Annotated in this window: 28 protein-coding genes; 14 read left to right on the forward strand and 14 right to left on the reverse strand. The window is 42.9% G+C overall.

Translation table 11 applies throughout. The features are described from left to right. Positions 1-434: 434 nt before the first annotated feature. The 4 genes from QTA56_RS17605 to sdhC are packed head-to-tail and all read right to left on the reverse strand — an operon-like array spanning position 435 to position 3,828. Positions 435-1,145 carry a succinate dehydrogenase iron-sulfur subunit gene (locus QTA56_RS17605; protein ID WP_004755939.1) on the reverse strand — a complete coding sequence of 237 codons (711 nt, stop codon included), beginning with the start codon at positions 1,143-1,145 and terminating at the stop codon, positions 435-437. Positions 1,146-1,159: 14 nt separating this feature from the next. Then, complete coding sequence (gene sdhA, locus QTA56_RS17610) at positions 1,160-3,049, reverse strand: succinate dehydrogenase flavoprotein subunit (protein ID WP_267982232.1); 1,890 nt, start codon at positions 3,047-3,049, stop codon at positions 1,160-1,162. Positions 3,050-3,061: 12 nt separating this feature from the next. Continuing rightward, entirely contained in the window at positions 3,062-3,427 is a 366-nt protein-coding gene (gene sdhD, locus QTA56_RS17615) for a succinate dehydrogenase, hydrophobic membrane anchor protein (protein WP_004652198.1), read from the reverse strand. Then, the gene (gene sdhC / locus QTA56_RS17620) at positions 3,427-3,828 is read right to left on the reverse strand and encodes a succinate dehydrogenase, cytochrome b556 subunit (RefSeq protein ID WP_004681507.1); all 402 of its coding nucleotides are present in this window, start codon (positions 3,826-3,828) and stop codon (positions 3,427-3,429) included. Before sdhC ends, sdhD begins: the two co-directional genes overlap by 1 nt. Before the next feature lie 897 nt (positions 3,829-4,725). Between sdhC and gltA the strand changes: the two genes are divergently transcribed. Continuing rightward, entirely contained in the window at positions 4,726-6,000 is a 1,275-nt protein-coding gene (gene gltA, locus QTA56_RS17625; RefSeq protein ID WP_004674939.1) for a citrate synthase, read from the forward strand. Positions 6,001-6,055: 55 nt separating this feature from the next. On the opposite strand, the gene QTA56_RS17630 is transcribed toward gltA, so the two are convergent. Next, complete coding sequence (locus QTA56_RS17630) at positions 6,056-6,547, reverse strand: DUF1289 domain-containing protein (RefSeq protein WP_267982233.1); 492 nt, start codon at positions 6,545-6,547, stop codon at positions 6,056-6,058. Between the two features lie 110 nt (positions 6,548-6,657). Here QTA56_RS17630 and trhO point away from each other — a divergent pair, with 110 nt between their 5' ends. From trhO to tmpT, 3 genes are all read left to right on the forward strand, one after another. Next, positions 6,658-7,590, forward strand: coding sequence for an oxygen-dependent tRNA uridine(34) hydroxylase TrhO (gene trhO / locus QTA56_RS17635; protein WP_267982234.1), 933 nt, complete (start codon positions 6,658-6,660; stop codon positions 7,588-7,590). Between the two features lie 142 nt (positions 7,591-7,732). Next, positions 7,733-8,341: a DedA family protein gene (locus tag QTA56_RS17640; protein WP_267982235.1), complete on the forward strand. Its 609-nt coding sequence runs from the start codon at positions 7,733-7,735 to the stop codon at positions 8,339-8,341. A gap of 52 nt (positions 8,342-8,393) precedes the next feature. Then, entirely contained in the window at positions 8,394-9,023 is a 630-nt protein-coding gene (gene tmpT / locus QTA56_RS17645; RefSeq protein ID WP_267982236.1) for a thiopurine S-methyltransferase, read from the forward strand. 93 nt (positions 9,024-9,116) lie between these two features. On the opposite strand, the gene QTA56_RS17650 is transcribed toward tmpT, so the two are convergent. After that, entirely contained in the window at positions 9,117-9,641 is a 525-nt protein-coding gene (locus QTA56_RS17650) for a YecA/YgfB family protein (protein ID WP_267982237.1), read from the reverse strand. A gap of 71 nt (positions 9,642-9,712) precedes the next feature. Beyond that, on the reverse strand, positions 9,713-9,919 hold the full coding sequence (locus QTA56_RS17655) for a PA3496 family putative envelope integrity protein (protein WP_004908399.1): 207 nt from the start codon (positions 9,917-9,919) through the stop codon (positions 9,713-9,715). A gap of 349 nt (positions 9,920-10,268) precedes the next feature. Between QTA56_RS17655 and rpoD the strand changes: the two genes are divergently transcribed. The 7 genes from rpoD (at position 10,269) to QTA56_RS17690 (ending at position 17,243) form a co-directional block, all read left to right on the forward strand. Beyond that, the gene (gene rpoD, locus QTA56_RS17660; protein ID WP_267982238.1) at positions 10,269-12,152 is read left to right on the forward strand and encodes an RNA polymerase sigma factor RpoD; all 1,884 of its coding nucleotides are present in this window, start codon (positions 10,269-10,271) and stop codon (positions 12,150-12,152) included. A gap of 136 nt (positions 12,153-12,288) precedes the next feature. Beyond that, the gene (locus QTA56_RS17665) at positions 12,289-12,576 is read left to right on the forward strand and encodes a YbeD family protein (RefSeq protein WP_267982239.1); all 288 of its coding nucleotides are present in this window, start codon (positions 12,289-12,291) and stop codon (positions 12,574-12,576) included. Positions 12,577-12,629: 53 nt separating this feature from the next. Then, positions 12,630-12,938, forward strand: coding sequence for a DUF3144 domain-containing protein (locus QTA56_RS17670; protein ID WP_267982240.1), 309 nt, complete (start codon positions 12,630-12,632; stop codon positions 12,936-12,938). Between the two features lie 184 nt (positions 12,939-13,122). Next, positions 13,123-13,779: a lipoyl(octanoyl) transferase LipB gene (lipB, locus tag QTA56_RS17675; protein ID WP_267982241.1), complete on the forward strand. Its 657-nt coding sequence runs from the start codon at positions 13,123-13,125 to the stop codon at positions 13,777-13,779. An 81-nt stretch (positions 13,780-13,860) separates the two neighbouring features. After that, positions 13,861-14,394: a hypothetical protein gene (locus QTA56_RS17680; RefSeq protein WP_267982242.1), complete on the forward strand. Its 534-nt coding sequence runs from the start codon at positions 13,861-13,863 to the stop codon at positions 14,392-14,394. Between the two features lies 1 nt (position 14,395). Further along, entirely contained in the window at positions 14,396-15,580 is a 1,185-nt protein-coding gene (locus tag QTA56_RS17685; protein ID WP_267982243.1) for an iron-containing alcohol dehydrogenase, read from the forward strand. A gap of 253 nt (positions 15,581-15,833) precedes the next feature. Continuing rightward, positions 15,834-17,243, forward strand: coding sequence for an APC family permease (locus QTA56_RS17690; protein WP_267982244.1), 1,410 nt, complete (start codon positions 15,834-15,836; stop codon positions 17,241-17,243). A 55-nt stretch (positions 17,244-17,298) separates the two neighbouring features. Here QTA56_RS17690 and QTA56_RS17695 read toward each other — a convergent pair whose 3' ends face one another. Then, positions 17,299-17,859, reverse strand: a complete 561-nt coding sequence (locus QTA56_RS17695; RefSeq protein WP_267982253.1) for a flavodoxin family protein — start codon at positions 17,857-17,859, stop codon at positions 17,299-17,301. A 111-nt stretch (positions 17,860-17,970) separates the two neighbouring features. Here QTA56_RS17695 and QTA56_RS17700 point away from each other — a divergent pair, with 111 nt between their 5' ends. Both QTA56_RS17700 and QTA56_RS17705 read left to right on the forward strand, forming a co-directional pair. Continuing rightward, positions 17,971-18,351 (forward strand): winged helix-turn-helix transcriptional regulator, encoded by a 381-nt coding sequence (locus tag QTA56_RS17700; protein ID WP_267982245.1) that lies wholly within the window; start codon positions 17,971-17,973, stop codon positions 18,349-18,351. A gap of 8 nt (positions 18,352-18,359) precedes the next feature. Next, positions 18,360-18,740: a VOC family protein gene (locus tag QTA56_RS17705; RefSeq protein ID WP_267982246.1), complete on the forward strand. Its 381-nt coding sequence runs from the start codon at positions 18,360-18,362 to the stop codon at positions 18,738-18,740. Positions 18,741-18,753: 13 nt separating this feature from the next. Here the strand turns inward: QTA56_RS17705 and QTA56_RS17710 are convergent, their stop codons facing one another. The 6 genes from QTA56_RS17710 to lolA form a co-directional block, all read right to left on the reverse strand. Beyond that, positions 18,754-19,233 (reverse strand): tRNA (cytidine(34)-2'-O)-methyltransferase, encoded by a 480-nt coding sequence (locus QTA56_RS17710; RefSeq protein WP_267982247.1) that lies wholly within the window; start codon positions 19,231-19,233, stop codon positions 18,754-18,756. 37 nt (positions 19,234-19,270) lie between these two features. Continuing rightward, on the reverse strand, positions 19,271-20,644 hold the full coding sequence (cysG, locus tag QTA56_RS17715; RefSeq protein ID WP_267982248.1) for a siroheme synthase CysG: 1,374 nt from the start codon (positions 20,642-20,644) through the stop codon (positions 19,271-19,273). A 67-nt stretch (positions 20,645-20,711) separates the two neighbouring features. Next, positions 20,712-21,983 (reverse strand): serine--tRNA ligase, encoded by a 1,272-nt coding sequence (serS, locus tag QTA56_RS17720; RefSeq protein ID WP_267982249.1) that lies wholly within the window; start codon positions 21,981-21,983, stop codon positions 20,712-20,714. 116 nt (positions 21,984-22,099) lie between these two features. Further along, complete coding sequence (locus QTA56_RS17725) at positions 22,100-22,861, reverse strand: DUF3298 domain-containing protein (protein ID WP_267982254.1); 762 nt, start codon at positions 22,859-22,861, stop codon at positions 22,100-22,102. 91 nt (positions 22,862-22,952) lie between these two features. Beyond that, a complete protein-coding gene (locus QTA56_RS17730; RefSeq protein ID WP_267982250.1) occupies positions 22,953-24,428 on the reverse strand; it encodes a carotenoid oxygenase family protein in 1,476 nt (491 codons plus the stop codon). Positions 24,429-24,593: 165 nt separating this feature from the next. Beyond that, positions 24,594-25,289, reverse strand: coding sequence for an outer membrane lipoprotein periplasmic chaperone LolA (lolA, locus tag QTA56_RS17735; protein ID WP_267982251.1), 696 nt, complete (start codon positions 25,287-25,289; stop codon positions 24,594-24,596). Between the two features lie 290 nt (positions 25,290-25,579). On the opposite strand from lolA, the gene QTA56_RS17740 reads away from it, so the two are divergent. Next, positions 25,580-26,449, forward strand: a complete 870-nt coding sequence (locus tag QTA56_RS17740) for a pirin family protein (protein ID WP_267982252.1) — start codon at positions 25,580-25,582, stop codon at positions 26,447-26,449. The last annotated feature ends 172 nt before the right edge of the window (positions 26,450-26,621 follow it).

A 26,621-nucleotide genomic window follows, 5' to 3' on the forward strand; every position in this document is an offset into this window, starting at 1 on the left:
AAGATAACGTCAGGAATATGCTTATTTTTTGCTTTCCTTTGCTGGCTGAAATCCTATCATGTAATCAAGCTTGAATTGATTTTTTTGACACATACCATTCATAAACCAGCGAAATACACGTATTCAATTATATTCTAATATACCGCCCTTTTTCTAAAAATTGCACTTATATCGACCAAAGTTAAAGATTCTCTACAAATCTCGCACAAACACCACGCAGAGTGCCTAAAAATAAAGCAAATACCCGATTTATATTTATTTTTATTATTTGACTTAATCATAAATTTTATAAGAATCCCTCATATAGCTGGCAGCGGTTATTTAAGATTCATACAAATATCACTCCCCTATGTTTCCAACTTTATAAACAGCCGTATCCAAAATAAAAAACGGAAGCCTCTTTCGAAGCTTCCGTTTTTTGGTCAGAAAAGCGATTAGCCCGCCTGATCCAACAGCATGTTACGAATGTGACCAATTGCCTTGGTTGGGTTTAAACCTTTCGGGCAAACAGATACACAGTTCATGATGCCTTTACAGCGGAACAATGAGAATGGGTCATCTAAACGAGCCAAACGTTCCTGAGTTGCCGTATCACGAGAGTCAATGATAAAGCGGTATGCATTTAACAATGCAGATGGTCCAAGGAACTTGTCAGGGTTCCACCAGAATGATGGGCATGAAGTTGAACAACATGCACAAAGAATACATTCATATAGACCATCAAGATGTTCACGCTCTGCCTGAGACTGCAAACGCTCTTTTGGTGGCGCTGGCTGATTGTTAATCAGGAATGGCTGAATCTTGTTGTACTGGTCATAGAACTGGTTCATGTCTACAACCAAGTCTTTTACCACTGGCAAGCCAGGTAAAGGACGGATCACAATCTTCTCTGGCAAGTCGTTCAGGTTCCACAAACAAGCCAAGCCATTTTTACCATTGATGTTGACACCATCAGAACCACAGATGCCCTCACGGCATGAACGGCGGAACGTTAATGTCTCATCCTGTACTTTCAACGCAAGCAACGCATCAAGCAACATACGGTGCTTGTCGGTTAACTCAAGTTTAAACGTTTGCATGTACGGCGCTTTATCCTTATCAGGATCGTAGCGGTAGATTTCGAATGTACGAGTGCCTCTACTCATCTTTGTTCTCCCGATTAGAATGTACGTGGCTTAGGTTCGATTGCTTCAACCGTTAATGGGCTGAAACGAACTGGCTTATATTCAAGACGGTTGTCTGATGAATACCATAAAGTATGCTTCATCCACTCATCATCACGGCGGCCGTATGAATATGTTGGGTGATCAGGTGCCAACTCATAGTCAACCACTGTATGCGCACCACGACATTCCTTACGTGCAGCAGCAGAGATTAAGGTCGCTTTTGCAACTTCATACAAGTTTTCAACTTCCAATGCCTCAACACGTGCAGTGTTAAAGACTTTAGACTTGTCTTTCAAGTGAATGTTGCGAACACGTGGCTCAATCGCAAGAATCTCTTTTACACCTTTATCAAGCAATGCCTGAGTACGGAATACACCTGCGTGGTCTTGTACGATGTCACGGATTGCGTCTGCAACTTCCTGAGCATTTTCACCAGAAGTTGAGTCATCCAGCTTACGGATACGCGCCAAGGTTTTTTCCAACACATCATTTGGTAACGGTTGATAATCATCACCATGATGTTTAGTCACATAGTCAATGATCGTCTCACCCGCTGCTTTACCAAATACCACAAGGTCAAGCAATGAGTTGGTACCTAAACGGTTTGCACCATGTACAGATACGCAAGAACACTCACCAATCGCATAGAACCCTTTCACAGGTTTTACATAATCACGTGTACCTTTATAGGTATATTCTTTGGTGTCCTTGTCATAGTGAGCAGAGAATTCACCCTCTTCCACACCATGCGGCACAACAACTTGACCGTGCATATTGGTCGGAATACCGCCCATTTGATAATGGATGGTTGGTACAACAGGAATTGGCTCTTTGGTACAGTCAACGTTTGCGAACTTCTTACCAATCTCAAATACAGATGGCAGACGTTTCATAATTGTGTCAGCCCCCAAATGCGTCATATCCAACAGGATATGATCCGCTTTAGGACCACAACCACGCCCTTCCTTAATTTCCTGGTCCATAGAACGTGATACGAAATCACGCGGTGCCAAGTCTTTTAAAGTTGGTGCATAACGTTCCATGAACGGTTCGCCGTCTTTGTTACGAAGGATACCACCCTCACCACGACAACCTTCAGTCAACAATACACCTGCGCCCGCAACACCTGTTGGGTGGAATTGCCAGAACTCCATATCCTGTAATGGGATACCTGCACGGGCAGCCATACCAAGACCATCACCCGTGTTGATATAGGCATTGGTAGATGCACGGTAAACACGACCCGCACCACCAGTAGCAAACAATGTCGCTTTTGCCTGGAATACTGCAATGTTACCCGTTTCCTGATCGTATGCAGTCACACCGAGGACATCACCTTCTTCGTTACGGATCAAGTCAAGTGCAATCCATTCAACGAAGAACTCAGTCCCCATTTTCACATTGCTTTGATACAAGGTATGAAGCAATGCATGGCCCGTACGGTCAGCAGCAGCACAGGCACGTGGAACTGCTTTTTCACCATAGTTTGCAGAGTGACCACCGAATGGACGCTGATAGATCGTACCATCTTCATTACGGTCAAACGGCATGCCCAGATGTTCAAGTTCATACACGACTTTTGGTGCTTCACGACACATGAATTCACATGCATCCTGGTCACTTAACCAGTCACCACCTTTTACGGTATCGTAAAAGTGATAGTGCCAGTTATCTTCCTGCATATTACCTAACGACGCACCGATACCACCTTGAGCAGCAACGGTATGCGAGCGTGTTGGGAATACCTTGGTCAGTACCGCAACTTTTAAACCTGCTTGGGCAAGTTGGTAAGAAGCACGCATACCTGAACCACCACCACCTACGATCACTGCATCGAAAGTGAGGGTTTGAATATTTAAATAATTTTCTTTAGGGGTTGCCATGATCTGTTCCTATCAATTTGCCCAGAAAATCTGGATACCCCAGATTGCGTACACGAACACTGAAATAATGACGGCAGAAGTCAATACAAGGCGTAAACCTGAAGCTGATGGACCCATCTGACGAGTCGTTACATAATCAGTAAAGACTTGCCACATACCAATCCAGGCATGTGCAACCAGCGACAACACCGCCAACAAAGAAAAAATCTTCATTGGCAGAGTCAGCATAAAGCCAGCCCACTGTTCATAGCCAAATCCGCTGTTGCAGAGAATCCAGCCAAACAGAACAACAGTATAGGCAGCCAATACAACCGCACTCACACGCTGGATATACCAATCGCGAGAACCTGAACCTGTTAAACCTGTAGCACTTTTCATCAGAACATAATCCATACAAAGGCTGCGATAATACCAACCGCAGACAAGATCAATGCGATTGTAGCTGCGATGCGACCGCTCTGTAATTCTTCAGCAAAACCGAGGTCGGCAAGTAAATGCTTGATTCCTGCGATAAAGTGGAAAATTAATCCAGCTACAAATACCCATACGATGAAACGTACAATGATATTTCCGAAAACGACATTTTTAACGTAGTCAAATCCTTCTGGTGAAGATAAAGATTTATCCAAAATCCATAAAAGAACTGCGACCAATAAGAAAACGATCACACCTGATAAACGGTGCAGAATTGATGCAATAGCCACGGGTGATTTTAAGTTTACAGCTAAAACTTGACCCATGGACAAATTGACAGGTCTGTTGCTTTTCACAGCGGGCATCCTGTAAGTAGAAACTCCAACTGGAGTTTGTTTGAATTAATTCAAAGGAAAGCTGGCATTGTTAGGCAAGCACAGCTCATGCCTAACCTATAACGACACCGAATTATAAAACGTGAAATATCAAAATACAAACAATCAGCTTTCGCTTTAGTCGAAAAAAATAATAAATAAGAATCATTCACATACACAATATTTCCCAGATAAATTAAATTTTTGTCCAAATTCTTTTATCCAATTGTTTTATAAAAACAAAAATACAAAACTTTTTTTTATGAATAGTTCCAAGCTGGAAAAAATGCTTATTATTTATTTCAAAAAAAATATGTTTTTCTCAGTAAAACCCCATTAAATGAGTCGGCTTTAAGCATAGTCATAAATAATACCCCTCATTTATATATTAAATATAATTAACCACTAATCTATTATTCAGGCCTAATCCATATAAATACATCGATTTATTTTTAATCAATCAATCGCACCATAATGAACCACTTATGCCGTTATATATCAGCCTTTAAACTGTTTTTTGAACTATTATTTAACGCGAGACCATGAGATATATAGGGTTTTGGTGAGCTAAGCCCTTAATTTTACAGGCACCAAAATATCACCAGAGTAAAAATTTACTTACAATTGTACTGGTGCTTCATTTTTTTTATGCACCTGAAACATGATTTGACATATTATACTCGACCGATGCTGTGAATTTACTCAATTTTTTCTTTGATACTGAATGACTAATTGACTGTAGCAATGTCATTTTTTATCCCTAAGTATAATTGACAAAATTTTAGTAGCCACTAATCTTATAGCAAATTTTGACACCGTCTGATTCGCACATGACAAGATTAGGATTTCGAGTCAGATAATCATTCACCAGGACAGGAGATCTATTGAATGTCTGCAGCAACTGGCAAAAAAGCCGTATTACAGCTTGATGGCAAAGAAATTGAATTACCAATTTACAGCGGCACATTGGGCCCAGATGTAATTGACGTTAAAGATGTATTGGCATCGGGTCATTTTACTTTCGATCCTGGTTTTATGGCGACAGCTGCTTGCGAATCTAAGATCACATTCATTGATGGTGACAAAGGTGTATTATTGCACCGTGGTTATCCAATTGATCAATTAGCGACTCAAGCAGACTACCTCGAAACTTGCTATTTACTGTTAAATGGCGAGCTTCCAAATGCTGAACAAAAAGCGGAATTTGACGCTAAAGTACGCAACCACACCATGGTTCACGATCAGGTAAGCCGTTTCTTCAATGGTTTCCGTCGTGATGCGCATCCAATGGCTATAATGGTTGGTGTTGTTGGTGCGTTGTCTGCGTTCTATCACAATGGTTTGGATATCGAAGATATCAACCACCGTGAAATCACTGCAATTCGTCTTATCGCGAAAATTCCTACGCTTGCGGCGTGGAGCTACAAATACACGATTGGACAACCATTCATTTACCCACGTAACGACCTAAACTATGCAGAAAACTTCCTGCATATGATGTTTGCTACGCCTGCGGATCGTGACTATAAAGTTAATCCGATTTTGTCTAAAGCAATGGACCGTATCTTCACGCTTCATGCTGACCACGAACAAAATGCGTCTACATCTACTGTACGTCTTGCTGGTTCTACTGGTGCAAACCCATATGCATGTATCTCTTCAGGTATTTCTGCACTTTGGGGACCATCACACGGCGGTGCAAACGAAGCTGTACTGAAAATGTTGGCTGAAATCGGTAGCGTTGAAAACGTTGCTGAATTTATGGAAAAAGTAAAACGCAAAGAAGCGAAGCTTATGGGCTTTGGTCACCGTGTTTACAAAAACTTTGACCCACGTGCCAAAGTAATGAAAGAAACCTGTGATGAAGTGCTTGGTGCATTAGGTATCAATGACCCTCAACTTGCGCTTGCAATGGAACTTGAGCGTATCGCGCTTAGCGACCCATACTTCATTGAACGTAAACTTTATCCAAACGTGGACTTCTACTCAGGTATCATCCTAAAAGCGATTGGTATCCCTGTTGATATGTTTACGGTTATTTTTGCATTAGGCCGTACTGTTGGCTGGATCAGCCACTGGTTAGAAATGCACGCTTCCCCATATAAAATTGGCCGTCCTCGCCAACTTTATACAGGTGAAAAACAACGTGACATCAAACGTTAATTTTTAAGAAATTAATGTGAAAAAGCTGCCAAATGGCAGCTTTTTTTATTGCTTTCTAAAGCTCATCCTCTTCTAGGGCACGCAATAGGTTTGTACTGATCCCATCGGCACGCAGCCAGGCTAGTTCATAGCTTGCCTTGGCTAAAGCCAAGACACGTCGTTCAAACTCATCCCAGACCAGCTTTACCTGTGGGTGGGAAATTCCAAGTCCACTTTCCTGTGCCAAATGCTTATTTTTCTCACAGACTTTTAAAGCATGATACAGCTTACGTCCAGCACTTGCGCTTTCCAGAATACGAATATGCTTGCCGTGGATAAAACCCTCGACATGCTGGAGGCTAGCATTGGGCAACAATGGCACCAGAATCTGGTCAAGTTGTGCATCCAAACGCTTCCAGACCACCAACCGCTGTTCAGGCGTATAGGTGTTCCACTGGATCACCTCATGATTAAAACGGCGACATCCACGACACACCAGATCACCAAATACCGTTGAACAACGCCCTGCGCATGGGGTCAGTGATGGGATTCGACGATCATTACTCAAAACTTATTCCTCTAAAACCATATTAATTTTATGGTTTTCTCGCTTATTTTCAAATTTCACGCTAAAATATGCGCCTTGTTTTTCCTATCTTAATACATTTGGAGTTATCCATGAACGCTACTGTAGAACAGCTTGCACCTGTAGAACAGCAAGCGACCAATAATTGGGTTGTTGCGGCACTATATCAATTTAAAGAAGTTGCGGATGCAGCCGATCTGCAAAAACGTCTTCTGGACTTAGTGAATGGCATCAATTTATGTGGAACTCTGATTGTCGCTTCTGAAGGAATTAATGGTACCGTTGCTGGCGACCGTGCAGCAATTGACACGGTTCATCAATTCCTGTTAAACGAAGGCTTTGCCGCAATGGAATATAAGGAGTCTGCCAGCTCTGAAAAACCATTCCGCAAGATGAAGATTAAACTGAAGAATGAAATTGTTACCCTCGGTGTTGAGGTTAAGCCACGTGACCTGGTTGGTCATTATCTTGATCCAAAGGAATGGAACGAGCTGATTACCCGCGATGATGTGATTCTGGTGGATACCCGCAACGACTACGAATATAAGGCAGGTACATTCAAGGGCGCAATTGATCCTAAAACAGAAACATTCCGTGAATTTCCTGAATATGTAAAACAAAACCTTGAGCAGCACAAAGACAAGAAAATTGCCATGTTCTGTACAGGGGGTATCCGCTGTGAAAAATCCACTTCCCTCTTGTTACAGGAAGGCTTTAGTGAGGTTTACCACCTAAAGGGCGGTATCCTTAAATATCTGGAAGAAACACCTGCCGAGGAAAGCCTTTGGGAAGGTGAATGTTTTGTATTTGATGGCCGTACTGCCGTGACACACGGGGTTGAGGAAGGCGAGAATATCAAGTGTCATGCATGCGGCTGGCCTTTAACCAAAGAAGAAGCGGAATTGCCAAGCTATGAACACGGGGTTTCCTGTGTTTTCTGTATTGATAAAACCACAGAGAAACAGAAAGAGGGTTTCCGTATGCGTCAATCGCAAATTGCAGCGGCAAAACGTAAACGTCTATAAAAATTAAAAAAAACTGAAAGCCATAGTTCCACTATGGCTTTTTTATGATAATAATAAAATGATGTAACGATTAGACAATTGAGCATCATGATTAACCATTCTATGCTAAAAACAATAATCAAATGAACTATATAAGGGTATTATGGGACTTGAAGAATGGGTCTTGTCAGTCATGGAGAAGCTTGGATATTTAGGCATCGCTTTTTTGATGTTTCTGGATAACATTTTTCCTCCTATTCCTTCTGAAATTATTATGCCCTCTGCGGGTTATACCGCCTCCAAGGGGGATTTGAGCTTAATTGGCGTTATCATTGCTGGAAGCGCAGGCTCACTGATTGCGGCAATGATCCTTTATTGGATTGGCCGTAAAATTCCTGAACAGCGCTTATTCAGTTTTATAGAACATTACGGCAAATTCCTTAGAATCAAGGTTACTGACCTTGAAAAGGCCTTGGGCTGGTTTAACCAGCATGGGCATAAAATCGTTTTCTTTGGCCGTATGATTCCAGCGGTACGCTCGCTGATTAGTATCCCCGCAGGAATGAGCAAGATGCCTTTTGGCAAGTTCATGACTTACAGTGCCTTGGGAACGATCATCTGGACAACATTCCTGGCATTTTTAGGCTATCACTTCAGTGAAAACCAGGCCCTGATGTCTTTAATTATGCAGCGTGTTGGCTATATTATTTTGGCAGTTGTCATACTTTATATCATTTGGAAAATGGCTAAAAAACTTGGGCAGAAATCATAAAAAGACAAAAATTTCTCCTTTATTATTTATTCATTTCAGTTAAGGAAAAACCATGCAGCATGAGTTTTGGCATCAAAAATGGCAAAAAAATGAGATTGGCTTTCATCTCAACCAGCCTCACCCACTACTGGTTAAATATATGGGTTCCTTAAACCTCTCTCCAAACAGCCGTATTTTTATCCCACTCTGCGGTAAAAGTTTAGACATACATTGGCTTTTAGGTCAGGGCTATCATGTAGTGGGAATTGACCTGAGTCCAATTGCGATTCAGGACTTAATCTCAACGCTTGGCCTTTCCTTTACCGAAACACAGTCTGGAAATCTTAGCCACTTCCACCATCCACAAATTGACCTGTTTGTCAGTGATGTACTTGAATTGACAGTTGAACAGACAGGAAAGATTGATGCGATTTATGATCGGGCAGCCTTAGTCGCCCTGCCAGAAGAAATGCGAAGCCAATATGTCCAGCATCTCATTCAGATTGGTGGTGATGCGTCACAATTAGTGATTAGCTTTGAGTATGATCAATCCATGATGGCTGGTCCGCCTTTTTCCATTTCCACCCAACAGCTTCAAGACTACTATTCCAGTGAATATGACATAGAGCTACTCGATAGCCAAACTGAACTGCTCAAAGGAAAAGTGAATGCCCAGGAAAAAATTTGGCTGCTAAAGAAATAGCCTCATCTCAAAATAAAAAACGTCCATAAGGACGTTTAAATACTTAACCTGGCGTATATATGAGCCGCTATCATTACGGCGTCAAACCTGTCATCAAGCTGGTGTATGGTACATGAGATAAATCTCATTGAGGTTATCTGGAATTTCCTCAGCCAATTCATCCATCAACTGACCATTGCGACGGAAAGACTCCATTTGCGGATCTTCCTCATCAATGCCACTAAACACCATGATCGGCAAAGTCAAATCAACCAGTTGTTCTTCATATTCTGGCGTAAACCAGGCATCTTCGTTCAGGAACATGGCATCAACGAAACCGACACTCCAGTCACCTAAACTTGAATCCACATCGGCCTCTTCAATTTCAAATGGAAACTCAATTCCATTTTCATTAGCCAAATCCTGACGAATTGATTCCAGCCAGACTTTAATCTGTTCGATGATCTCACTCGGAACTTTCTTTTGATTGCTCTCGAACAGCTCATCCAGCCAACGGTCAAACTTTGGGCCAACAGCGATAGCACACAAAAAGCCATGAGTCGCCGCAAAATCTAAACCATATTCGTTTTGGTCACCGTCAAGATAATTACTTAACAAGTCTAAATCCAGGGTACTCATTTTTTATCCAGCTCTAAAGTTACATTTTCGACAGCATAACATTTTCAGACGCAAATTCTCAGCAATTTTGCCTAGTCTTCGTCATCAAGGTCATCATCGTCGAAATCGTAGTCAAAATCTTTTAATTCTCGTTCCAAACGACGCTGAGCCAACAGATCATCAATCAAACGGCGTTTTTCCAATGATTCCTTGGCACTGATTTTTCCTGATGATTCATCAAAACCAACATCATCATCGCCGTAGTTATCATCATCTAATTCAAAATCTGTAGAAGACACTAAGTACCTCTTATACGAAAAATATAAATGGGTCTAGCCGCTATTTATCTGTCTTAAACCACCTTGTCAAGTTTTATTTTATTTTTTTGCTATAAATCGGTGATTTGTACTTTTTTTCGGCGGTTTTTTTGTGTAATTATAATCCCAGGACAATACCAATCAAAAAAGTTCTGCAAAAAGGATGGACTGCTTGAAAAATTATGAATTAACCCCATATTCAAGAAACAGACGTGAAATCAATACTATTTTTTATTTAAAGCCAACGGATCAAATCCAGAACATTCTCCGTGAACTGTGCTATCATGCACGGTTTTTCACCGCCACAGATTCAACAAAAGAGTAAGCAAAGATGAGCGATATGAATTCCCCTACTTCGCAAGTAGCGGCTCTGATTAGCCGAGGCAAAGAACAAGGTTACTTAACTTACGCTGAGGTTAACGATCATCTACCAGACTCAATTACGGAAAGTGAGCAGATTGAAGACATCATCCAGATGCTTCAGGACGTTGGTATTCCTGTGCATGAACGTGCGCCTGAAACCGATGACACCATGTTTGGTGAATCTACCGAGGCTGCCGATGAGGTTGCCGAGGAAGAGGCTGCTGCCGTACTGGCATCGGTTGAAAGTGAACCAGGCCGTACCACAGACCCTGTACGCATGTACATGCGTGAAATGGGCACGGTTGAACTTCTTACGCGTGAAGGCGAGATCAGTATTGCAAAACGCATCGAGGAAGGTATCCGTGACGTTTTACACTCAATCGCTTACTGGCCAAATGCCGTGGAAGTCGTTTTAAAAGAATATAATGATTTTTTAACTGGCGAGCGTCGCCTTGCCGATATTCTTTCAGGCTATTTAGATCCTGAAACCGATGAGGATATTCCTGAAGTTCTTGAAGAAGAAGCGGAGCTTGAGGAAGATGAAAACGCGACTTCCACCACTAAGGAAGTCAAGCTTGATGATGATGACGAAGAGGAAGAGTCTGAGGGTGATGATGATTCTGAAGGTGATTCAGGTCCAGACCCTGAAGTGGCCAAAGTTCGTTTCTCGGAATTGGAAACTGCCTGGAACCAAACCAAATCTGTCATTGAAAAACATGGTCGCAATAGTGACGAGGCAAAAGCTGCACTAGAGTCTTTGGCTGCCGTGTTTATGATGTTCAAATTTACACCTCGCCTGTTTGACATCATTTCAGAAATGATTCGTGGTACCCATGACCAAATCCGTGCAAATGAACGTGAAATCATGCGTTATGCGGTGCGTCGTGGTCGTATGGATCGCAACCAGTTCCGTATGACGTTCCCAGAACAGGAATCAAACCCAGCCTGGCTGGATGAGCAGATTGCCAAGGCACCTGCTGAAATCAAGGGCCATCTGGAAAAAGTACGCCCTGACGTGTTGGCATTCCAGCAAAAGATTGCTGACATTGAAAAAGAACTGGATTTAAACGTTAAGGATATCAAGGATATTTCTAAACGTATGGCTGTTGGTGAAGCGAAAGCCCGCCGTGCCAAGAAAGAGATGGTTGAGGCCAACCTACGTTTGGTTATCTCGATTGCGAAGAAATATACCAACCGTGGCTTGCAGTTCCTTGACCTGATTCAGGAAGGCAACATCGGTTTGATGAAAGCGGTGGACAAGTTTGAATACCGTCGTGGTTACAAGTTCTCAACCTATGCAACCTGGTGGATTCGTCAGGCGATCACCCGTTCGATTGCGGATCAGGCGCGTACCATTCGTATTCCAGTACACATGATTGAAACCATTAACAAGATCAATCGTGTTTCCCGCCAGTTGCTTCAGGAAATGGGCCGTGAACCAACTCCTGAAGAGTTGGGCGAACGTCTGGAAATGGATGAGGTTAAAGTCCGTAAGGTGCTGAAAATCGCCAAAGAACCGATTTCGATGGAAACACCGATTGGTGATGATGAAGATTCGCATCTTGGTGACTTCATTGAGGACTCCAACATCACTTCTCCAGTAGATGCCGCAACCTCTGAAGGCTTAAAGGAAGCGACCCGCGAAGTGCTTGAGAACCTGACTGAACGTGAAGCGAAAGTGTTGAAAATGCGTTTTGGTATTGATATGCCAACTGACCATACCTTAGAGGAAGTGGGCAAGCAGTTTGACGTGACGCGTGAGCGTATTCGTCAGATTGAGGCGAAAGCACTGCGTAAACTACGTCACCCATCTCGTTCAGAGCACCTACGTTCATTCCTTGAAAATGACTAATGACTAGGGACAACCTGTATCAAGAGCAAAGCCATGCTCTTGTGCAGGGCTTGAAGTTAAACACTTCATCCCCATTTACTTAGTTAGATCATAAGCGCCTGCACTGATGCAGGCGTTTCAAATTAAGAGGTTACTCATGGTAGACCGCACTCCATCTCGCGAATTGCAAGAACATCTTTGGGTTTTCCCGATGGACTATCCAATCAAGTTGATTGGTCATGCTGGGGATGAACTTCGAGTGGCTGTTGTAGATATTTTGCAAAAGCACTTTCCTGAATTTGATGGTGACTCAGTCAAGGTACAGCCATCACGTACAGGAAAATACCACTCTTTAACCGCGCAGCTGCGCTTTGAAGAACTGGAACAGGTTCATGCCCTGTATGCTGATCTTGCCGCCTGTCCTTTAATCAAGACAGCACTGTAAATAGAAATCCAAAATACGAAAGTGTTTTGGATTTTTCTTTTAAGGAAATAAAAATGCAACACGTTGATGATGAGTTTTATGAACGGGCTGACCAGCACATTCAATTATCCAATGAACAAATCACTGATCAAATTGGTAAAGGTAAAGTCAGTGCTTCCATGCTTTATGCTACCTCACGCTTTAATGCGTGGATCAGTGCCTGTGGATGGAATACAGGTACAGAGTTAGAACAAGCAAAAGAAGAAACCATCCAATATTTTCTAGCCGAATATAGAAAAATGCTTGAAGAAAATCTGGATGATTATATTGAAAATTTTGATGAATATATGTCTATTGCTCCAGAATCTGAAAACATCAATTAGTTATACCAATCCTCATAAATAAATTAAATTTTTACATTTCCAAGAAGACGAACACAGTTCGTCCCTACACATATATCAGATTGAATTGTAGGGGAAAACTGTGTTTTCCTTTTCTAATAATTTTTTAATTTAATTTTACAGGTTGGTATTATTTCTATAACTAAAACCTCAAAGGAAGTTTATTGTGACGAGCCCTAGTAAACCCTCCTTAATTATCCGCTGTTTCAAAGATCTACAAGACTACAGCTCGCGCTTTGAAGCCATGAAAGACTTTACGGCGAATCGCGACGAAAGCACACCTGACGAGGTTTGGCTATTACAGCATCAGGATGTACTTACACAGGGTCAAGCAGGCAAGGCAGAACATATTCTCGTACAGAGCAACCTCCCTATCGTTCAAACAGACCGTGGAGGGCAAGTGACATGGCATGGACAGGGACAACTGGTCGCCTACTTCCTGTTTGATTTAAACCGCCTGAAATGGCATGTACGCACCTTGGTCAGCTTTGCTGAAAAGGCCATGATTGACCTGCTTCAACAATACAATATCCAGGCCTATGCAAAGCCTGATGCACCTGGCGTCTATGTGGACGGGCGTAAGATCGGCTCTCTTGGTTTTAAAATCCGTCGGGGACGCAGCTACCACGGTTTGGCCCTGAATGTTGACTGTGATCTGACAGGCTTCCAAACCATTAATCCTTGTGGATACGCAGGGTTGGAAATGGTACGCTTGCAAGACCTGCTTGAAGATTACCCAAGCTTTGAGCAACTCTGTCATGATTTTGTTTGTTATTTAAAAAATACGAATTTCTTTCATGACCCTGAAGTCAAATCTGAATAAACTACTTTTCAATTTTAGAGAAATAAATTAGAGTAATTACTCTAAATTTGCTTTTGCATAATTTTAACAAGGGATACGCAAGTGATTTCGACCAAAGCAGTGAAGCCCACTTTGCAATTTGCCTACGTAAAACTCATGATGGATGTTGTTGGTCGTGGTTTAGTAATGGCAAGCCAAGTGGACGATGAAGTACAACAGGAAGTTTCCAAGTTTCCTGTTGGCTTTATACTTTCAATGAATGTTTTTCCAAATGGACCTGCATTTGTTGCGCGAGTAACAGAAGAAAAACAGTTAGAGCTTCTCTCTAACTATAAAGGCAAGCCTGACTTAACCATCACGTTCAAGCATCTTACCCATGCATTTCTGGTTTTCTCGTTTCAGGAGAGCACTGCCCAGGCATTTGCCAATGACCGCATGATTGCCGATGGTGATGTATCCAGTGCAATCCGTCTTGTGCGTTGCCTGAACAAGATGGAAGCGTTGATCCTGCCTAAGCTGATCGCCAACCTTGCAGTCAAGCGCTATCCAGCTGAATTAACATTAAAAGAAAAATTCACTGGCGCAAAAAATATCTACCTCAAAGTCGCACAATCATATTTCAAACGGAGCGCATAACATGGCTAAGCCTTATTACGAATTTTTCTGTCCTGTAAAGGTAATTGCTGGTAATGCCGCGCTAGAGCATATCCCGTTTGAGCTTGCAACTTTAGGCGCAAAACGCCCAATGATCATTACCGATAAAGGTGTGCGCGCCAACGGTTTACTTGGTCCAATCGAGGCGGCATTCAGCACCACTGATGCCGTGATTGGCGCAATCTTTGATGATGTTCCACCAGATTCAAGCCTGGAAGTGGTACGTCAGGCAGCGGAACTTTACCGTAAGCAAAACTGTGATGCGATTATTGCGATTGGTGGCGGTTCAGTGATTGACACCTCTAAGGCAACCAACATCCTTGTGTCTGAGGGTGGCAATGACCTGCTTCAATACTCTGGTGCGCATAATCTTCCAAAACCATTAAAGCCATTCTTCGTAATTCCAACCACGTCTGGTACAGGCTCTGAAGTCACCATGGTTGCCGTGGTATCAGATACCCAGCGTAATGTGAAGCTGGCATTTGCATCCTACTACTTGATGCCTCATGCTGCGATTCTTGACCCACGCATGACCTTGACTTTGCCACCACACTTAACCGCAATGACTGGAATGGATGCACTCACGCACTGTGTTGAGGCATACACCTGTTTAGCAGCGAATCCATTAAGTGATGCCTATGCAAGTGCAGGAATCAAGAAGATCAGTGAAAACCTGTTCAAGGTGCTGGACAACCCTAGTGATGCCCAAGGCCGTTTAGAGTTGGCACAGGCTTCGACCATGGCGGGTATTGCGTTCTCCAACTCAATGGTTGGTCTGGTTCACTCACTTGGCCATGCCCTAGGTGCGGTGGCTCACCTGCCCCACGGTTTATGCATGAACCTATTCCTGCCATATGTGCTTGAATATAACAAAGAGATCAATGGCGATAAAATTGGTGAATTATTACTGCCACTTGCAGGTGCAGACATTTATGCACAAACACCTGCCAGCCAGCGTGCGGATAAGGCGATTGCAACCATTTTAACCATGCGTGACCGCCTATTCAGCCTCACCAAGCTACCACGTACCCTGCGTGAAACAGGTAAGGTAACTGAAGCGCAGTTGGATGAAGTGGCTGAGAAAGCATTAAATGATGGTTCTATCATTTACAATCCGAAAGAGGCAAGTTTGCAGGATCTACGTGCAATTCTACAAAAAGCTTGGTAATTCATTTATTTAGATAAAAAATTATCATGTATGGGCCCTGATCTGAACCAATGATCGGGGCTTTTTTCATTTCAATGAATTTTTATTCATCTGTTTCTCTGCACAACTGGCAAAAAAATTGCTAAAAAAAGCGTAAAAGTACTGACAATGTTCATCAATTTACGATAGATTGGCGAACTTCTTTTTTTCTATAGGGGGGATCGTTTTCGTCTCAAACGATCCTTAAACCATAGCTGATCCTTGATCAACGATTATGAGGATAACGCCGTTGACAAATATCTCTGGGACTCCATCGGTAGCTAAGCTGCAAAAAACGCTAGGTCTCTGGCACATTATCATTATTGGCTTAGCCTACATTCAACCCATGACTTTGTTTGACACTTTCGGACTGGTATCGGAAGAAAGTCATCATCATGTTCCGACCTCCTATATTGTTGCCCTAATTGCAATTTTATTCACGTCGATCAGTTATGGTCACATGATTCGTCGTTACCCATCATCAGGGTCGGCTTATACCTATGCACAAAAATCCATCCATCCCAATGTGGGCTTTATGGTGGGCTGGTCATCATGGCTGGACTATCTGCTGTCACCAATGGTCAATATCATTCTGGCAGGCATCTATCTTGACGCATTATTCCCGAATGTAAACCACTGGGTCTGGGTGATTGTTCTGACCGCCTTTATGACTGGCATCAACCTACGTGGTGCACGTTTTGTGGCGAACTTTAACAGCCTGATTGTCCTCGTCCAGCTTATCGTGATTGCTGTATTCACCTATCTGGTCTATAGCAAACTACAGATGGGATATAATGCTGAAGGTCCAATTACCGCAGAAACCCGTTACCAGCTCTGGAGCCTGGAACCATTCTGGAATGACCTGACTTCTGTAGGGGCATTGATTACAGGTGCAACCCTGCTGTGCTTCTCGTTTACGGGCTTTGACTCGCTCAGCTCACTGGCAGAAGAAACCAAGGACACTGAAAAGACGCTGCCTAAAGCGATTTTCCTGACCGCATTATTTGCAGGTATTGTGTTTATTATCAGTACCTACTTTATGCAAATCTACTTCCCGAATGATCCTAAAACTTATTTTGAGGACGTCGCCGCAACCCAACCTGACATCCTGTTACTGGTGGGTGGCTCGTTATTCCAGTCCTATGTGCTTGCCTTTGCGATTGTGACGGTCATGGCATCAGGGATTTCTGCCCATGCAGGTGTATCACGCTTAATGTATGTGATGGGTCGGGACGGTGTCATCAACAAGAAAATCTTTGGCCATATCAGCCCTAAAACCTTTACGCCATCCTATAACATTCTGATTGTTGGATTGGTGGCATTAAGTGCGGGTTTCATGAGTCTGGATGTGGTGATTTCCATGATCAGTTTTGGTGCCCTGATTGCGTTCACATTTGTGAACCTGTCCGTGATTTCACGTTATGCCTTACGTGATGGCCGTACCAAGAACTTCAAGGACATTGTGAGCTTTGTGATTATTCCGCTCTTGGGCTTTCTCAGCGTTTTTGCTATGTGGCTTGAAATTGAAGACACGGCATTGAAATATGGCTTATGGTGGGCAATGTTCGGTATTTTATACCTTGGTTATAAAACCAAAGGCTTTAAATACAATGCCCCTCAGCATAATGAGTTTGATGACCGTTAAACTGGTTAAAATAGAAAAGGCGCTCAATGCGCCTTTTTTACCGCCTTAAAAAAGCTTAGCCATGTAGCTTTTCAACAATTGATTTCACCCGTTGTGCGTATAGCTTGGCAGTTTCCAAATCCCCTGCTGGAATTTCATCGACGCCTGCATCTGATGGGGACTGAACCAATAACCCCACTGAACCACCCAAGTTGTTTATATCTTCACGTGTAGCAGCCTTGGTGTTGGCTGGAAGCAAACCCAAACTTACCCAGATCCCCCCATGCTGTGAAGCCAGAGTTTGCAATTGAATAAGGGTAACCTGCTTGTCTCCATTCAGGCTTGCACTATTGGTGAAACCTGCAAACACCTTGTCCTGCCAGCCACGTGTAAACCAGATTTTTGAGGACGCATCGGCAAACTTCTTAAACTGCCAAGGTGTGGCAGCCATGTAGGTTGGTGCCCCAAAGACAATGCCCTGCACATCATTTAAGGTTTGCCAGTCCTGCTCTGCAATATCACCATTTTGGTCAATTTCGATTAAAGATGCCTCAATGGTTTGAGCAAAGGTTTCAGCAATGACTTTGGTGTGACCATAACCAGAAAAGTAAACAACTGCGATTTTTGACATGGGAATATCCTAAATTTTTCAAAACTTCGATTTAATGATATATTTTAGAAACTAGGTGTCAATTAGTTACCAATTGGTAACTAGGGTTATAAAATGGGAAATTTGAGGATTCCAGACATGAATCAGGCATTAAAATATGATATTTATCAGCAACATTGTCCTGCCAGATTATTTTTTGAAAAAATTGCGGACAAGTGGGTATTGTTGATCATCAATACCCTTTCCCAGGAAACCCAGCACTTCAATTTATTGAAAAAGAACATTCAGGGGATTTCCCCCAAAGTCCTTTCACAAAAACTGAAAATGCTTGAACGCGATGGCTTTATTGAAAGGCGGGTACAAAACACCTCTCCCATCCGTGTCGATTATTCATTAACCTTGTTAGGGATTGAAGTGGCGAAAATGGCATATCAACTGAAAGACTGGGCGGAAAGCAATATTGAGCAGGTGATCTCGGCCCAGCAACGTTTTGATGCCACACAACAACAAGAAATGTGAGGTTCAATATGTATCCACAGCCTTTAATTGCCGTTGCAGATGTTGAAAAAACCAGTCAGTGGTATCAAACAATACTCGGCTTGCAAAGCGGTCACGGCGGCAAGGAATATGAACAGTTGCTGTTTGAACAACGCATGGTGCTACAGCTACACCAATGGCAGGCACATGAGCATCCGCATATTGGCAAGCCTGAACGAATTGTTGGAAATGGTGTGTTGTTGTGGTTTGAGAGTGCTCACTTTGATCAGCTTGTTGATAAATTACAAGCCCATCAAGTCGAGATTTTAGAGGGGCCTAAATACAATCCCAATGCAAATCATCGGGAGATTTGGTTTAAAGATCCAAACGGTTATACCCTAGTTGTGGCAAGTCCCTATGGTGATATATAAAAACTTTTGGCAATCAGGTCAGTGCATTAAACCCCTGCTGCCGCCAAGCTTCATAGACGATCACCGCGGTTGCGTTGGAAAGGTTCAGGCTTCTTGAATTTTCAGCCATTGGTAAACGAATCCAGTTTTCCTGCGGGAACATCAGCCGCACCTGTTCAGGCAAGCCACGGGTTTCAGGTCCCATCAGCAAGGCGACAGGACGATTTAAATCCACTGTATGTGGTGTGGCAGAACCTTTGGTGGTCAATGGAAAAATATCATTGATGCCAATACCCTTTGCCTTTAAATCGGCGAGGCAAAGTTCGATGTTGTCCCAAATCTGCATTCTTGCCCATTCGTGATAATCTAGGCCTGCACGTTTCAGTTTCTTATCATCCAGTTCAAAGCCCAAAGGCTTGATCAAATGGAGTTGCGCACCTGTATTGGCACATAAACGAATGATATTGCCTGTGTTGGCAGGAATTTCAGGTTCGTATAGGACAACATGAATCACTTGTTTCTCTCACTTTGTCAGGGCGCAATCATGCACCCTACAACCATTGTAACTGTTCACGCAGACTCACCACTTCACCAATAATGGTTAAAGTTGGTGCCACGATATGATGTTCAGACACTTTGGCTGCAATATCCGCCAATGTACCCACCAGCACTTTCTGCTCAGGCGTTGTACCTTTGGAAATCAGGGCAACAGGCATACTTGGACGTTGACCATGAGCAATCAGTTGCTCACAAATCCGTTCCAAGCCCACCAAGCCCATGTACAACACCAAGGTCTGATTTTCATACACCAGTTCATTCCAGGGTAATTCTGGTGAACCCTCTTTTAAGTGCCCAGTCAGGAAACGAACACTTTGTGCATAATCACGATGGGTCAGCGGAATCCCTGCATATGCAGAACAACCTGATGCGGCGGTAATTCCAGGCACAACCTGAAAAGTGACACTGGCTTCAACCAGTTCCTGAATTTCTTCACCACCACGTCCAAAGATAAAGGGATCACCACCTTTCAGGCGGCAAACGCGTTTACCCTTTTGTGCATACTCCACCAATAAGGCATTAATACCCTCTTGTGGAACAGAATGATTGGAGCGTGCCTTACCGACATAAATCTTTTCCGCATCACGGCGGCAGAGTTCCAGAATCGGCGCAGACACCAAGCGGTCATAAATCACCACATCCGCCTGCTGCATCAAGCGTAACGCTTTTAAAGTCAACAGCTCAGGATCACCAGGTCCAGCACCAACCAGATAAACTTCACCTTTTGGAGCCATCCATTCAGTCAACGCCTGCTGGATCAAATCATTCGCCACATCCAGATTGTCATTGAACACCTGCTCCTTTAATGGGCTGGCATACAGGTTCTCCCAAAAGATACGGCGTTCATCTGGATTGGAAATCTTTTCCTTGACCTGTTTACGCCAAAGACCTGAAAACTCAGCCAGTTTACCCATACCATGCGGCACAATTGTTTCAATCTGGGTACGAAGTTGTCTGGATAAAACAGGCGATGCGCCATTGGATGCTACTGAAACCACCAAAGGCGAACGGTCAATAATCGCGGGAACCATGAAACGGCAATGTGGAATATCATCCACACTATTCACTAAAATATTGCGCTGCTCACATTGTTCAAAGACTGCCTTATTCACTTCAGGCTGATCGGTTGCGGCAATCACCAAACGATAGCGTGTGGCAAGAATACTTTCAGAAAAAACAGCCTGAATATATTGCCCCATTGATTTGTAAACAAGCTGGTATAACTCAGGCTCAATCTCAGGCGCAATCACATCGACAATCGCACCTGCCTTCACTAATAAACTTGCTTTACGGTAGGCAATATGCCCACCGCCAACAATCAGACAACGTTGCTGCTGCAACTTTAAAGAGATTGGGAAAATTTCCACGATATGCCTCTAAATTTTAAATCTGATTGGGCTAAAGCAAAAACTATGCACAAAATGGATGCACAGTTTAATCAATATAGCTTGCACCGCCCATATATGGACGTAAAACCTCTGGAACCTCAATTGAACCATCAGCACGCTGATAGTTTTCCATCACTGCAAGCAAGGTACGACCCACCGCCAGACCTGAACCATTCAAGGTATGCACCAATTCGATCTTCTTTTGATCAACACGGTAGCGCGCTTTCATGCGACGTGCCTGAAAATCGCCCATATTTGAGCAGCTTGAGATTTCACGGTAAGTATTCTGGCTTGGTACCCACACTTCCAGGTCATAGGTCTTGGTTGAACCAAAGCCCATGTCACCACCACAGAGCAAAATCTTGCGGTAAGGTAAACCCAATGCCTGCAAAATGCCCTCTGCATGTGCTGTCAGCTCTTCCAGTGCCTGCATTGAGTGCTCTGGTTTCACGATTTGCACCATTTCAACCTTGTCAAACTGATGCTGGCGAATCAGGCCACGAGTATCACGCCCGTAAGAACCTGCTTCACTACGGAAACATGGGGTATGCGCTGCATATTTCAGTGGTAAACGGTCAGCATCCAAGATTTCGTCACGCACAAAGTTGGTGACAGGCACTTCTGCGGTTGGGATCAGGTAATACTCTTTCTCACCTTGAAGCTTGAACAAATCTTCTTCAAACTTAGGCAACTGCCCTGTACCACGTAAGCTATCTGCATTGACTAGATAAGGTACATAAGCTTCAGTATAACCATTTTTAAGCGTATGCGTATCCAGCATAAACTGGGTTAGCGCACGTTGTAAACGCGCTAAAGGACCTTTCAATACACTAAAACGTGAACCTGTCAGCTTGGTTGCGGTTTCAAACTCAAGACCACCCATCCATTCACCAAGATCGGTATGGTCCTTGATCTCAAAATCAAACTGGCGCGGTGTGCCCCATTTTAAGATTTCAAGGTTGTCACTCTCATCCTTCCCTTCAGGCACAGATTCATCTGGCAGGTTTGGAATGGCAAGTGACTTCTGCTCAAGCTCAGTTTGCAGCTCAGCCAAAGCCACTTCAGCAGCCTTGATCTCATCACCAATGGCAGCCATACGTGCCATGATCTCAGATGCATCACCACCCGATTTCTTGATTTGACCGACCTGTTTGGCACCAGCATTACGCTCTGCCTGCAAGTTTTCAGCCTTGGACTGTAAATCTTTACGGCGCGCTTCTAAATCCGCCCATTCCTGAACATCAAGCTGAATACCACGTTTTGCCAAAGCGGCATTGACCGCTTCAATATTATTTCTGAGTAATTTTGGGTCGATCATAATCAATCATGAATAGAAAAAAACTGGCTATAGTGTAAGGCTTTAACTTGAAAAAATACAGTAATAGACAACAAAGACTCAGCATCCACACACGATATGTCGATGCTGAATACTGGCTAAACAGGCTCTTTCGGCAGACTTGGCAGATATTGCGGCTTAATAAACTGTTTGGCGGCATAATATGGCAGGGTCAGCTCGCTCATCCCCTCGGCGTACGAAGCCAACTCATACAGCGGATAGACAAACACTATCCCATTGACACCATAATAATAGTTGTCACTGACCTGCAACTGCTCTTTCTTGATGTTATGGTCCTCCAGCCAATTCTGATTCGAGGCATATAACTCATCGCGTAGTTTTTGGTTCATGTCAGGTTTAACCAATTCACCTACAGTAATGTGTTTTTTATTGGACAGGTCAAAGTTGACAAATTCCTGATGCGACATGCCATGTGCCGCCCCCGCAGGGTAACTATAGGTCTGAATTGCAAAAGTTGCCAAATTATAGTTTTGCCCCACAAAACGTACATAGGTGCTACTTTCACTAAGCGAGGGTTCATCAGCTGGCACCTTGACTTTCTGGTCTGCAATATTGGCAAAGGCATTCGGCTCTGCCTTTTTCATACGATTGATAAAATATTCATCAATCCATTTTTGGTTGGTCTCGACCGTTTGCAGGTCATAACTGGTACAGCCATCTTCCAGACACAACTTTTGTTTAGGAATCTTGACCGCCACAACTTTGGCCTGAATCAATGGAATATCGACTTTTTCAGCAGTAGCTGCCGATTGTTCCTTTTTAGGTTGGCAGCCAGCCAGTGCAATGACCGTAAGTATTGGAATGAGTGGAATCAATTGTGATCTTTTTACTATTTTCATCGCCATGCAAGTCTCCAGAATTTTTCTTCACTATACAAAGCCTTGTACCTAGATGAAATTAAGAAATGTATCTATATCGCCAGCCAGTAAGCTATACCTTTTTTTTCATATTAATCCAGTTACAGTGAAAACCTAACGGCACACGGACTCCCAACTCTATTTCAGCCTGAACACTCGTCTCTACGCCATTCACTTTAAGTATCACCACTTTTGAAGCTTCACCGTGTATGTGGTGTAAATATGTCATTAAATGACCCTGTCCCTCAGCACTTTGAGAGTGCTCAGGTACGAATGTCACCTCACTGATGGCCCATTGCTGACCAAAATCATAATTGAGACAGGTTTGTAAAACCAAATCATGGATTTTCAAAACATTAAATAACCCATCTTGTGGAAAGCCCAAAGTGTATAAATAACGGTAGGGACTTCCGATATAACGCTCGTCAATTTTTGGAAATTCCTGGATGCCAGTATCCACAACAATCCTATGGATGCTGTTTAAACTTGAATCAATCGTCCAGCGTTCTAGTATGCCATACTGATCTTCATAAGCTGCATGTTGGGAATGTTCAAAATCATTTTGATGCACCAAAACATCCAATACAATTTGGTTTTTATTGTCCCGATAAGCATTTGCGGCATGGAAAACAAAACAGGGATCAACATTGATCCAGCGGATTTTTTCAGCCTGTCCATACTTCGCTAAAATACCAATACGCGCCTGATGTTGTTCATTCCATTGATAAGGCACACTCTTGCCTGTAAATAACCGAGTGAGGGAAAATGTGAGAGGAAAATCAAAAACAATTACTTCCTGCTCTGTAATGAGGCAATCATGAATCATCGGACCATGCTGTAACGGAATTTGAGTCACATGGATCAATTCACCCTGCTCATCAATCACTTGATAATAGGCATTTTTACGATCGAGGGCATCGTAACAAATCGCATGTAAGTGCCCCGTTTTCTGATCCTTACGAGGATGTGCGGTAAAAGGCAGATCCGCATCACTGTTAAAAAGCTGATAACGTTCCGAATTTAACTCATAATCCATGCAGATTGGAAAAGCACCCGCCTCAATCACCGCCCACAGCTTTCCAGCATGCTTGAAGATATTTGTATTGATCACATCATGGGCACCCCGTCTATATCCCTGTACACATTGCTGGTTTTTATATTTCTGCACTGTATCTGTTGCAATCATTTTGCTTTTAAACCAGACAGCCTCTCCATTTTGCAGTTTCAGCCCATGAACCATACCATCACCCATATACCATTCAAACAATGTTGGTTTTTTGACATAGATTGGATTTGAACCAATTCGCAGTAACAAACCATGCAAGTGCTTTGGGATTTCTCCATTCACTTTAAAGCTTGAAATCTCTGCTTCATTTACAGGTCGGTATACCATTTTTTGATAAATATCTTTCTCATTCCGCTGGGCATGGCGCCTTAAAAACAAACCGATAATCCTAATCATTTTTTGTTTTAGAATATTTTTCAGCGATTTCAATGCTGTCATTTTGGGATAGCAATTCATTTGTTTATGATCAGCCAAATCTTTCATTTTATTTAAAATATTCTTGAATTATGATTTAAGGATAAAACAAACCATCTTTTAAATCCAATAAACTTTAGGGCAGATAAATAATGCAAGTATCAAGGTTTTATTAATTTCATCTTATCATTAAAAAAGCAACCCATAGGTTGCTTTCCACTCATCCACAATCATTTACTGGTCAATAATATCTGTACCTTTTGGCGGTTCAAAGTTAAAGACCGACGCTGGAATAGCTGGATTCACCTTAATATTGCTAAAACGCACATAAGTGGTTTGGCCCAAGGAATCCTGCAACACCATCAAGTTCGGCGCCTTATTGGCACCAAAGCTAATGGTTAGGCTTTGGAATGCGCCATCATCCTGTTTTGGGTACAAGGTATAGTACAGCTTGGTTCGGTCAGGCTGGGTGACACGGTAAGAATCCATAATCTGGTTGGTATTGCCTGACAATAATAGCGCAGGAGTATTGGCCACCTGATCATCCAGACTTTGGCGTACCGCCTGCTGTAAATCTGGATCATAAATCCAGACCACCTTGCCTGTGGTCACAATGGTTTGTTTCGCGGGACTGGTGGTTTCCCAATAGAATTTTCCAGGACGCTCAACTTTCATCACACCTTTAAAGGTCTGATTCATGTGCTGGGCTGTTAAGCCTTTTTTCTGTACAGTTTTATTATTGGTGGTCTTGGTGCTTTGTTCAAAATCTGCGGTCAGTCGTTGCAGGCCAGCCAACTGCTGTACCAGACTGCTGGTTGCCTGCTGAGCCGATGCAGCCACAGGTGCGGCAAACACCTGACTTCCCACAACAGGGGCAAGCGTGATGGCACTTAATGTTGCGGCATAAGCTATTTTTTTTACGAAATTCATAAAATGAACCTTCTATCAGATTTCTACTGTTATGACGACATCTTACTGTTTTTGATCACGAAAAAAATGAAGAAATACACAGGTTTTGTGTGTTTCGTGTCGCAAAGTCCTGCATTATGTATGAAGTTTCTGCCTTTATGTAGAGATTGTAAGTATAAAAAACCGCTTTTTACTCAATAATCCGATATTCATGATACCTGTCTTATAAACCTCGGCATAGGGATCAATGTGGATTGTGAATGGCATGCTATATTTATGTGAACACACAGTGATTCATACAAATATATATCATGAAAAGCCTTGCCTTTCTCCATCGTAATGATACCCGATTTGCCATTGGTGACTTCTATCCTGCACTATCCGTATTTTCCTATCATGAACTCGGCAACACCACTTCCCCATTTTTACTTCTGGATCATCTGGGACCAGGTCGTTTAGCACCAAAAAGTAATAAAAAAGGCGTGAATCAGCATCCCCACCGTGGTTTTGAAACTGTGACTTTGGTTTTTGCAGGTGAATTGCAACATCAGGATTCAACAGGTGCTGGCGGGATCATTAAAGCTGGTGATGTGCAGTGGATGACCGCTGCTTCAGGGGTAGAGCATATCGAGCAGTTTAGCCCCGAATTTCGTGAACGGGGTGGCAACTTTGAGATGGTGCAATTGTGGGTCAACCTGCCAGCCAAAGACAAGATGTCGGCACCACGTTATCAGGGTTTGACTGACCACGCTATTCCTAAAATCTTATTGGAAAACGATGCAGGTTATGTTCGGGTCATTGCTGGCGAGTTTCACAATACACAAGGGATTGCACAGACATTTACACCCATGAATGTGCTTGATCTACATTTGAAAAAAGGACATCAGATGATACTTCCAGCCAGTCAAGGTGACACAACGCTGGTTTATTTGCGTAGAGGCAAAGTTCGGTTTGCGACTGATGAAGACCTTTTAGAAGAACAAGGAATGGCAGTTATGTCAGCCTTAGGTACAGATGTTGAAATCACGGCACTGGAAAATTGCGATGTACTATTTCTATCTGCCCAGCCCCTACATGAACCCATCAATGGTCATGGCCCTTTTGTCATGAACACCTATGATGAAATTCTACAGGCCTATGACGATATTAAGACAGGGAGATTTGGAAAGAACTCCAGCTAAATCTTAAGTGTTGAAAAACGCCATGCATAAAAAAACCCGCTCAAATGAACTGCACCCCGAAAGTTGGACATAAATCCACTACTAGGGGTGTAACTCATGAGCAGGTTGAAACGTACTGTTGAGTTTAAGTTGGAAGTGGTTAACCACTTCTTTCATACAAATGATGGACAAC

The organism is Acinetobacter thutiue (assembly GCF_030385805.1).
In the GTDB taxonomy this organism is placed as follows: Bacteria; Pseudomonadota; Gammaproteobacteria; order Pseudomonadales; family Moraxellaceae; genus Acinetobacter; species Acinetobacter corruptisaponis.

Coding starts and splice junctions, on each gene's coding strand:
- QTA56_RS17670 (WP_267982240.1), top strand. CDS start 12,630: ATGCAACACGTTGATGATGAGTTTTATGAACGGGCTGACCAGCACATT.
- tmpT (WP_267982236.1), top strand. CDS start 8,394: ATGCAGCATGAGTTTTGGCATCAAAAATGGCAAAAAAATGAGATTGGC.
- QTA56_RS17665 (WP_267982239.1), top strand. CDS start 12,289: ATGGTAGACCGCACTCCATCTCGCGAATTGCAAGAACATCTTTGGGTT.
- QTA56_RS17705 (WP_267982246.1), top strand. CDS start 18,360: ATGTATCCACAGCCTTTAATTGCCGTTGCAGATGTTGAAAAAACCAGT.
- rpoD (WP_267982238.1), top strand. CDS start 10,269: ATGAGCGATATGAATTCCCCTACTTCGCAAGTAGCGGCTCTGATTAGC.
- QTA56_RS17730 (WP_267982250.1), bottom strand. CDS start 24,428: ATGAAAGATTTGGCTGATCATAAACAAATGAATTGCTATCCCAAAATG.
- QTA56_RS17690 (WP_267982244.1), top strand. CDS start 15,834: ATGAGGATAACGCCGTTGACAAATATCTCTGGGACTCCATCGGTAGCT.
- serS (WP_267982249.1), bottom strand. CDS start 21,983: ATGATCGACCCAAAATTACTCAGAAATAATATTGAAGCGGTCAATGCC.
- sdhD (WP_004652198.1), bottom strand. CDS start 3,427: ATGAAAAGTGCTACAGGTTTAACAGGTTCAGGTTCTCGCGATTGGTAT.
- trhO (WP_267982234.1), top strand. CDS start 6,658: ATGAACGCTACTGTAGAACAGCTTGCACCTGTAGAACAGCAAGCGACC.
- sdhC (WP_004681507.1), bottom strand. CDS start 3,828: ATGCCCGCTGTGAAAAGCAACAGACCTGTCAATTTGTCCATGGGTCAA.
- QTA56_RS17725 (WP_267982254.1), bottom strand. CDS start 22,861: ATGAAAATAGTAAAAAGATCACAATTGATTCCACTCATTCCAATACTT.
- gltA (WP_004674939.1), top strand. CDS start 4,726: ATGTCTGCAGCAACTGGCAAAAAAGCCGTATTACAGCTTGATGGCAAA.
- QTA56_RS17740 (WP_267982252.1), top strand. CDS start 25,580: ATGAAAAGCCTTGCCTTTCTCCATCGTAATGATACCCGATTTGCCATT.
- QTA56_RS17605 (WP_004755939.1), bottom strand. CDS start 1,145: ATGAGTAGAGGCACTCGTACATTCGAAATCTACCGCTACGATCCTGAT.
- lolA (WP_267982251.1), bottom strand. CDS start 25,289: ATGAATTTCGTAAAAAAAATAGCTTATGCCGCAACATTAAGTGCCATC.
- sdhA (WP_267982232.1), bottom strand. CDS start 3,049: ATGGCAACCCCTAAAGAAAATTATTTAAATATTCAAACCCTCACTTTC.
- QTA56_RS17685 (WP_267982243.1), top strand. CDS start 14,396: ATGGCTAAGCCTTATTACGAATTTTTCTGTCCTGTAAAGGTAATTGCT.
- QTA56_RS17650 (WP_267982237.1), bottom strand. CDS start 9,641: ATGAGTACCCTGGATTTAGACTTGTTAAGTAATTATCTTGACGGTGAC.
- QTA56_RS17640 (WP_267982235.1), top strand. CDS start 7,733: ATGGGACTTGAAGAATGGGTCTTGTCAGTCATGGAGAAGCTTGGATAT.
- QTA56_RS17700 (WP_267982245.1), top strand. CDS start 17,971: ATGAATCAGGCATTAAAATATGATATTTATCAGCAACATTGTCCTGCC.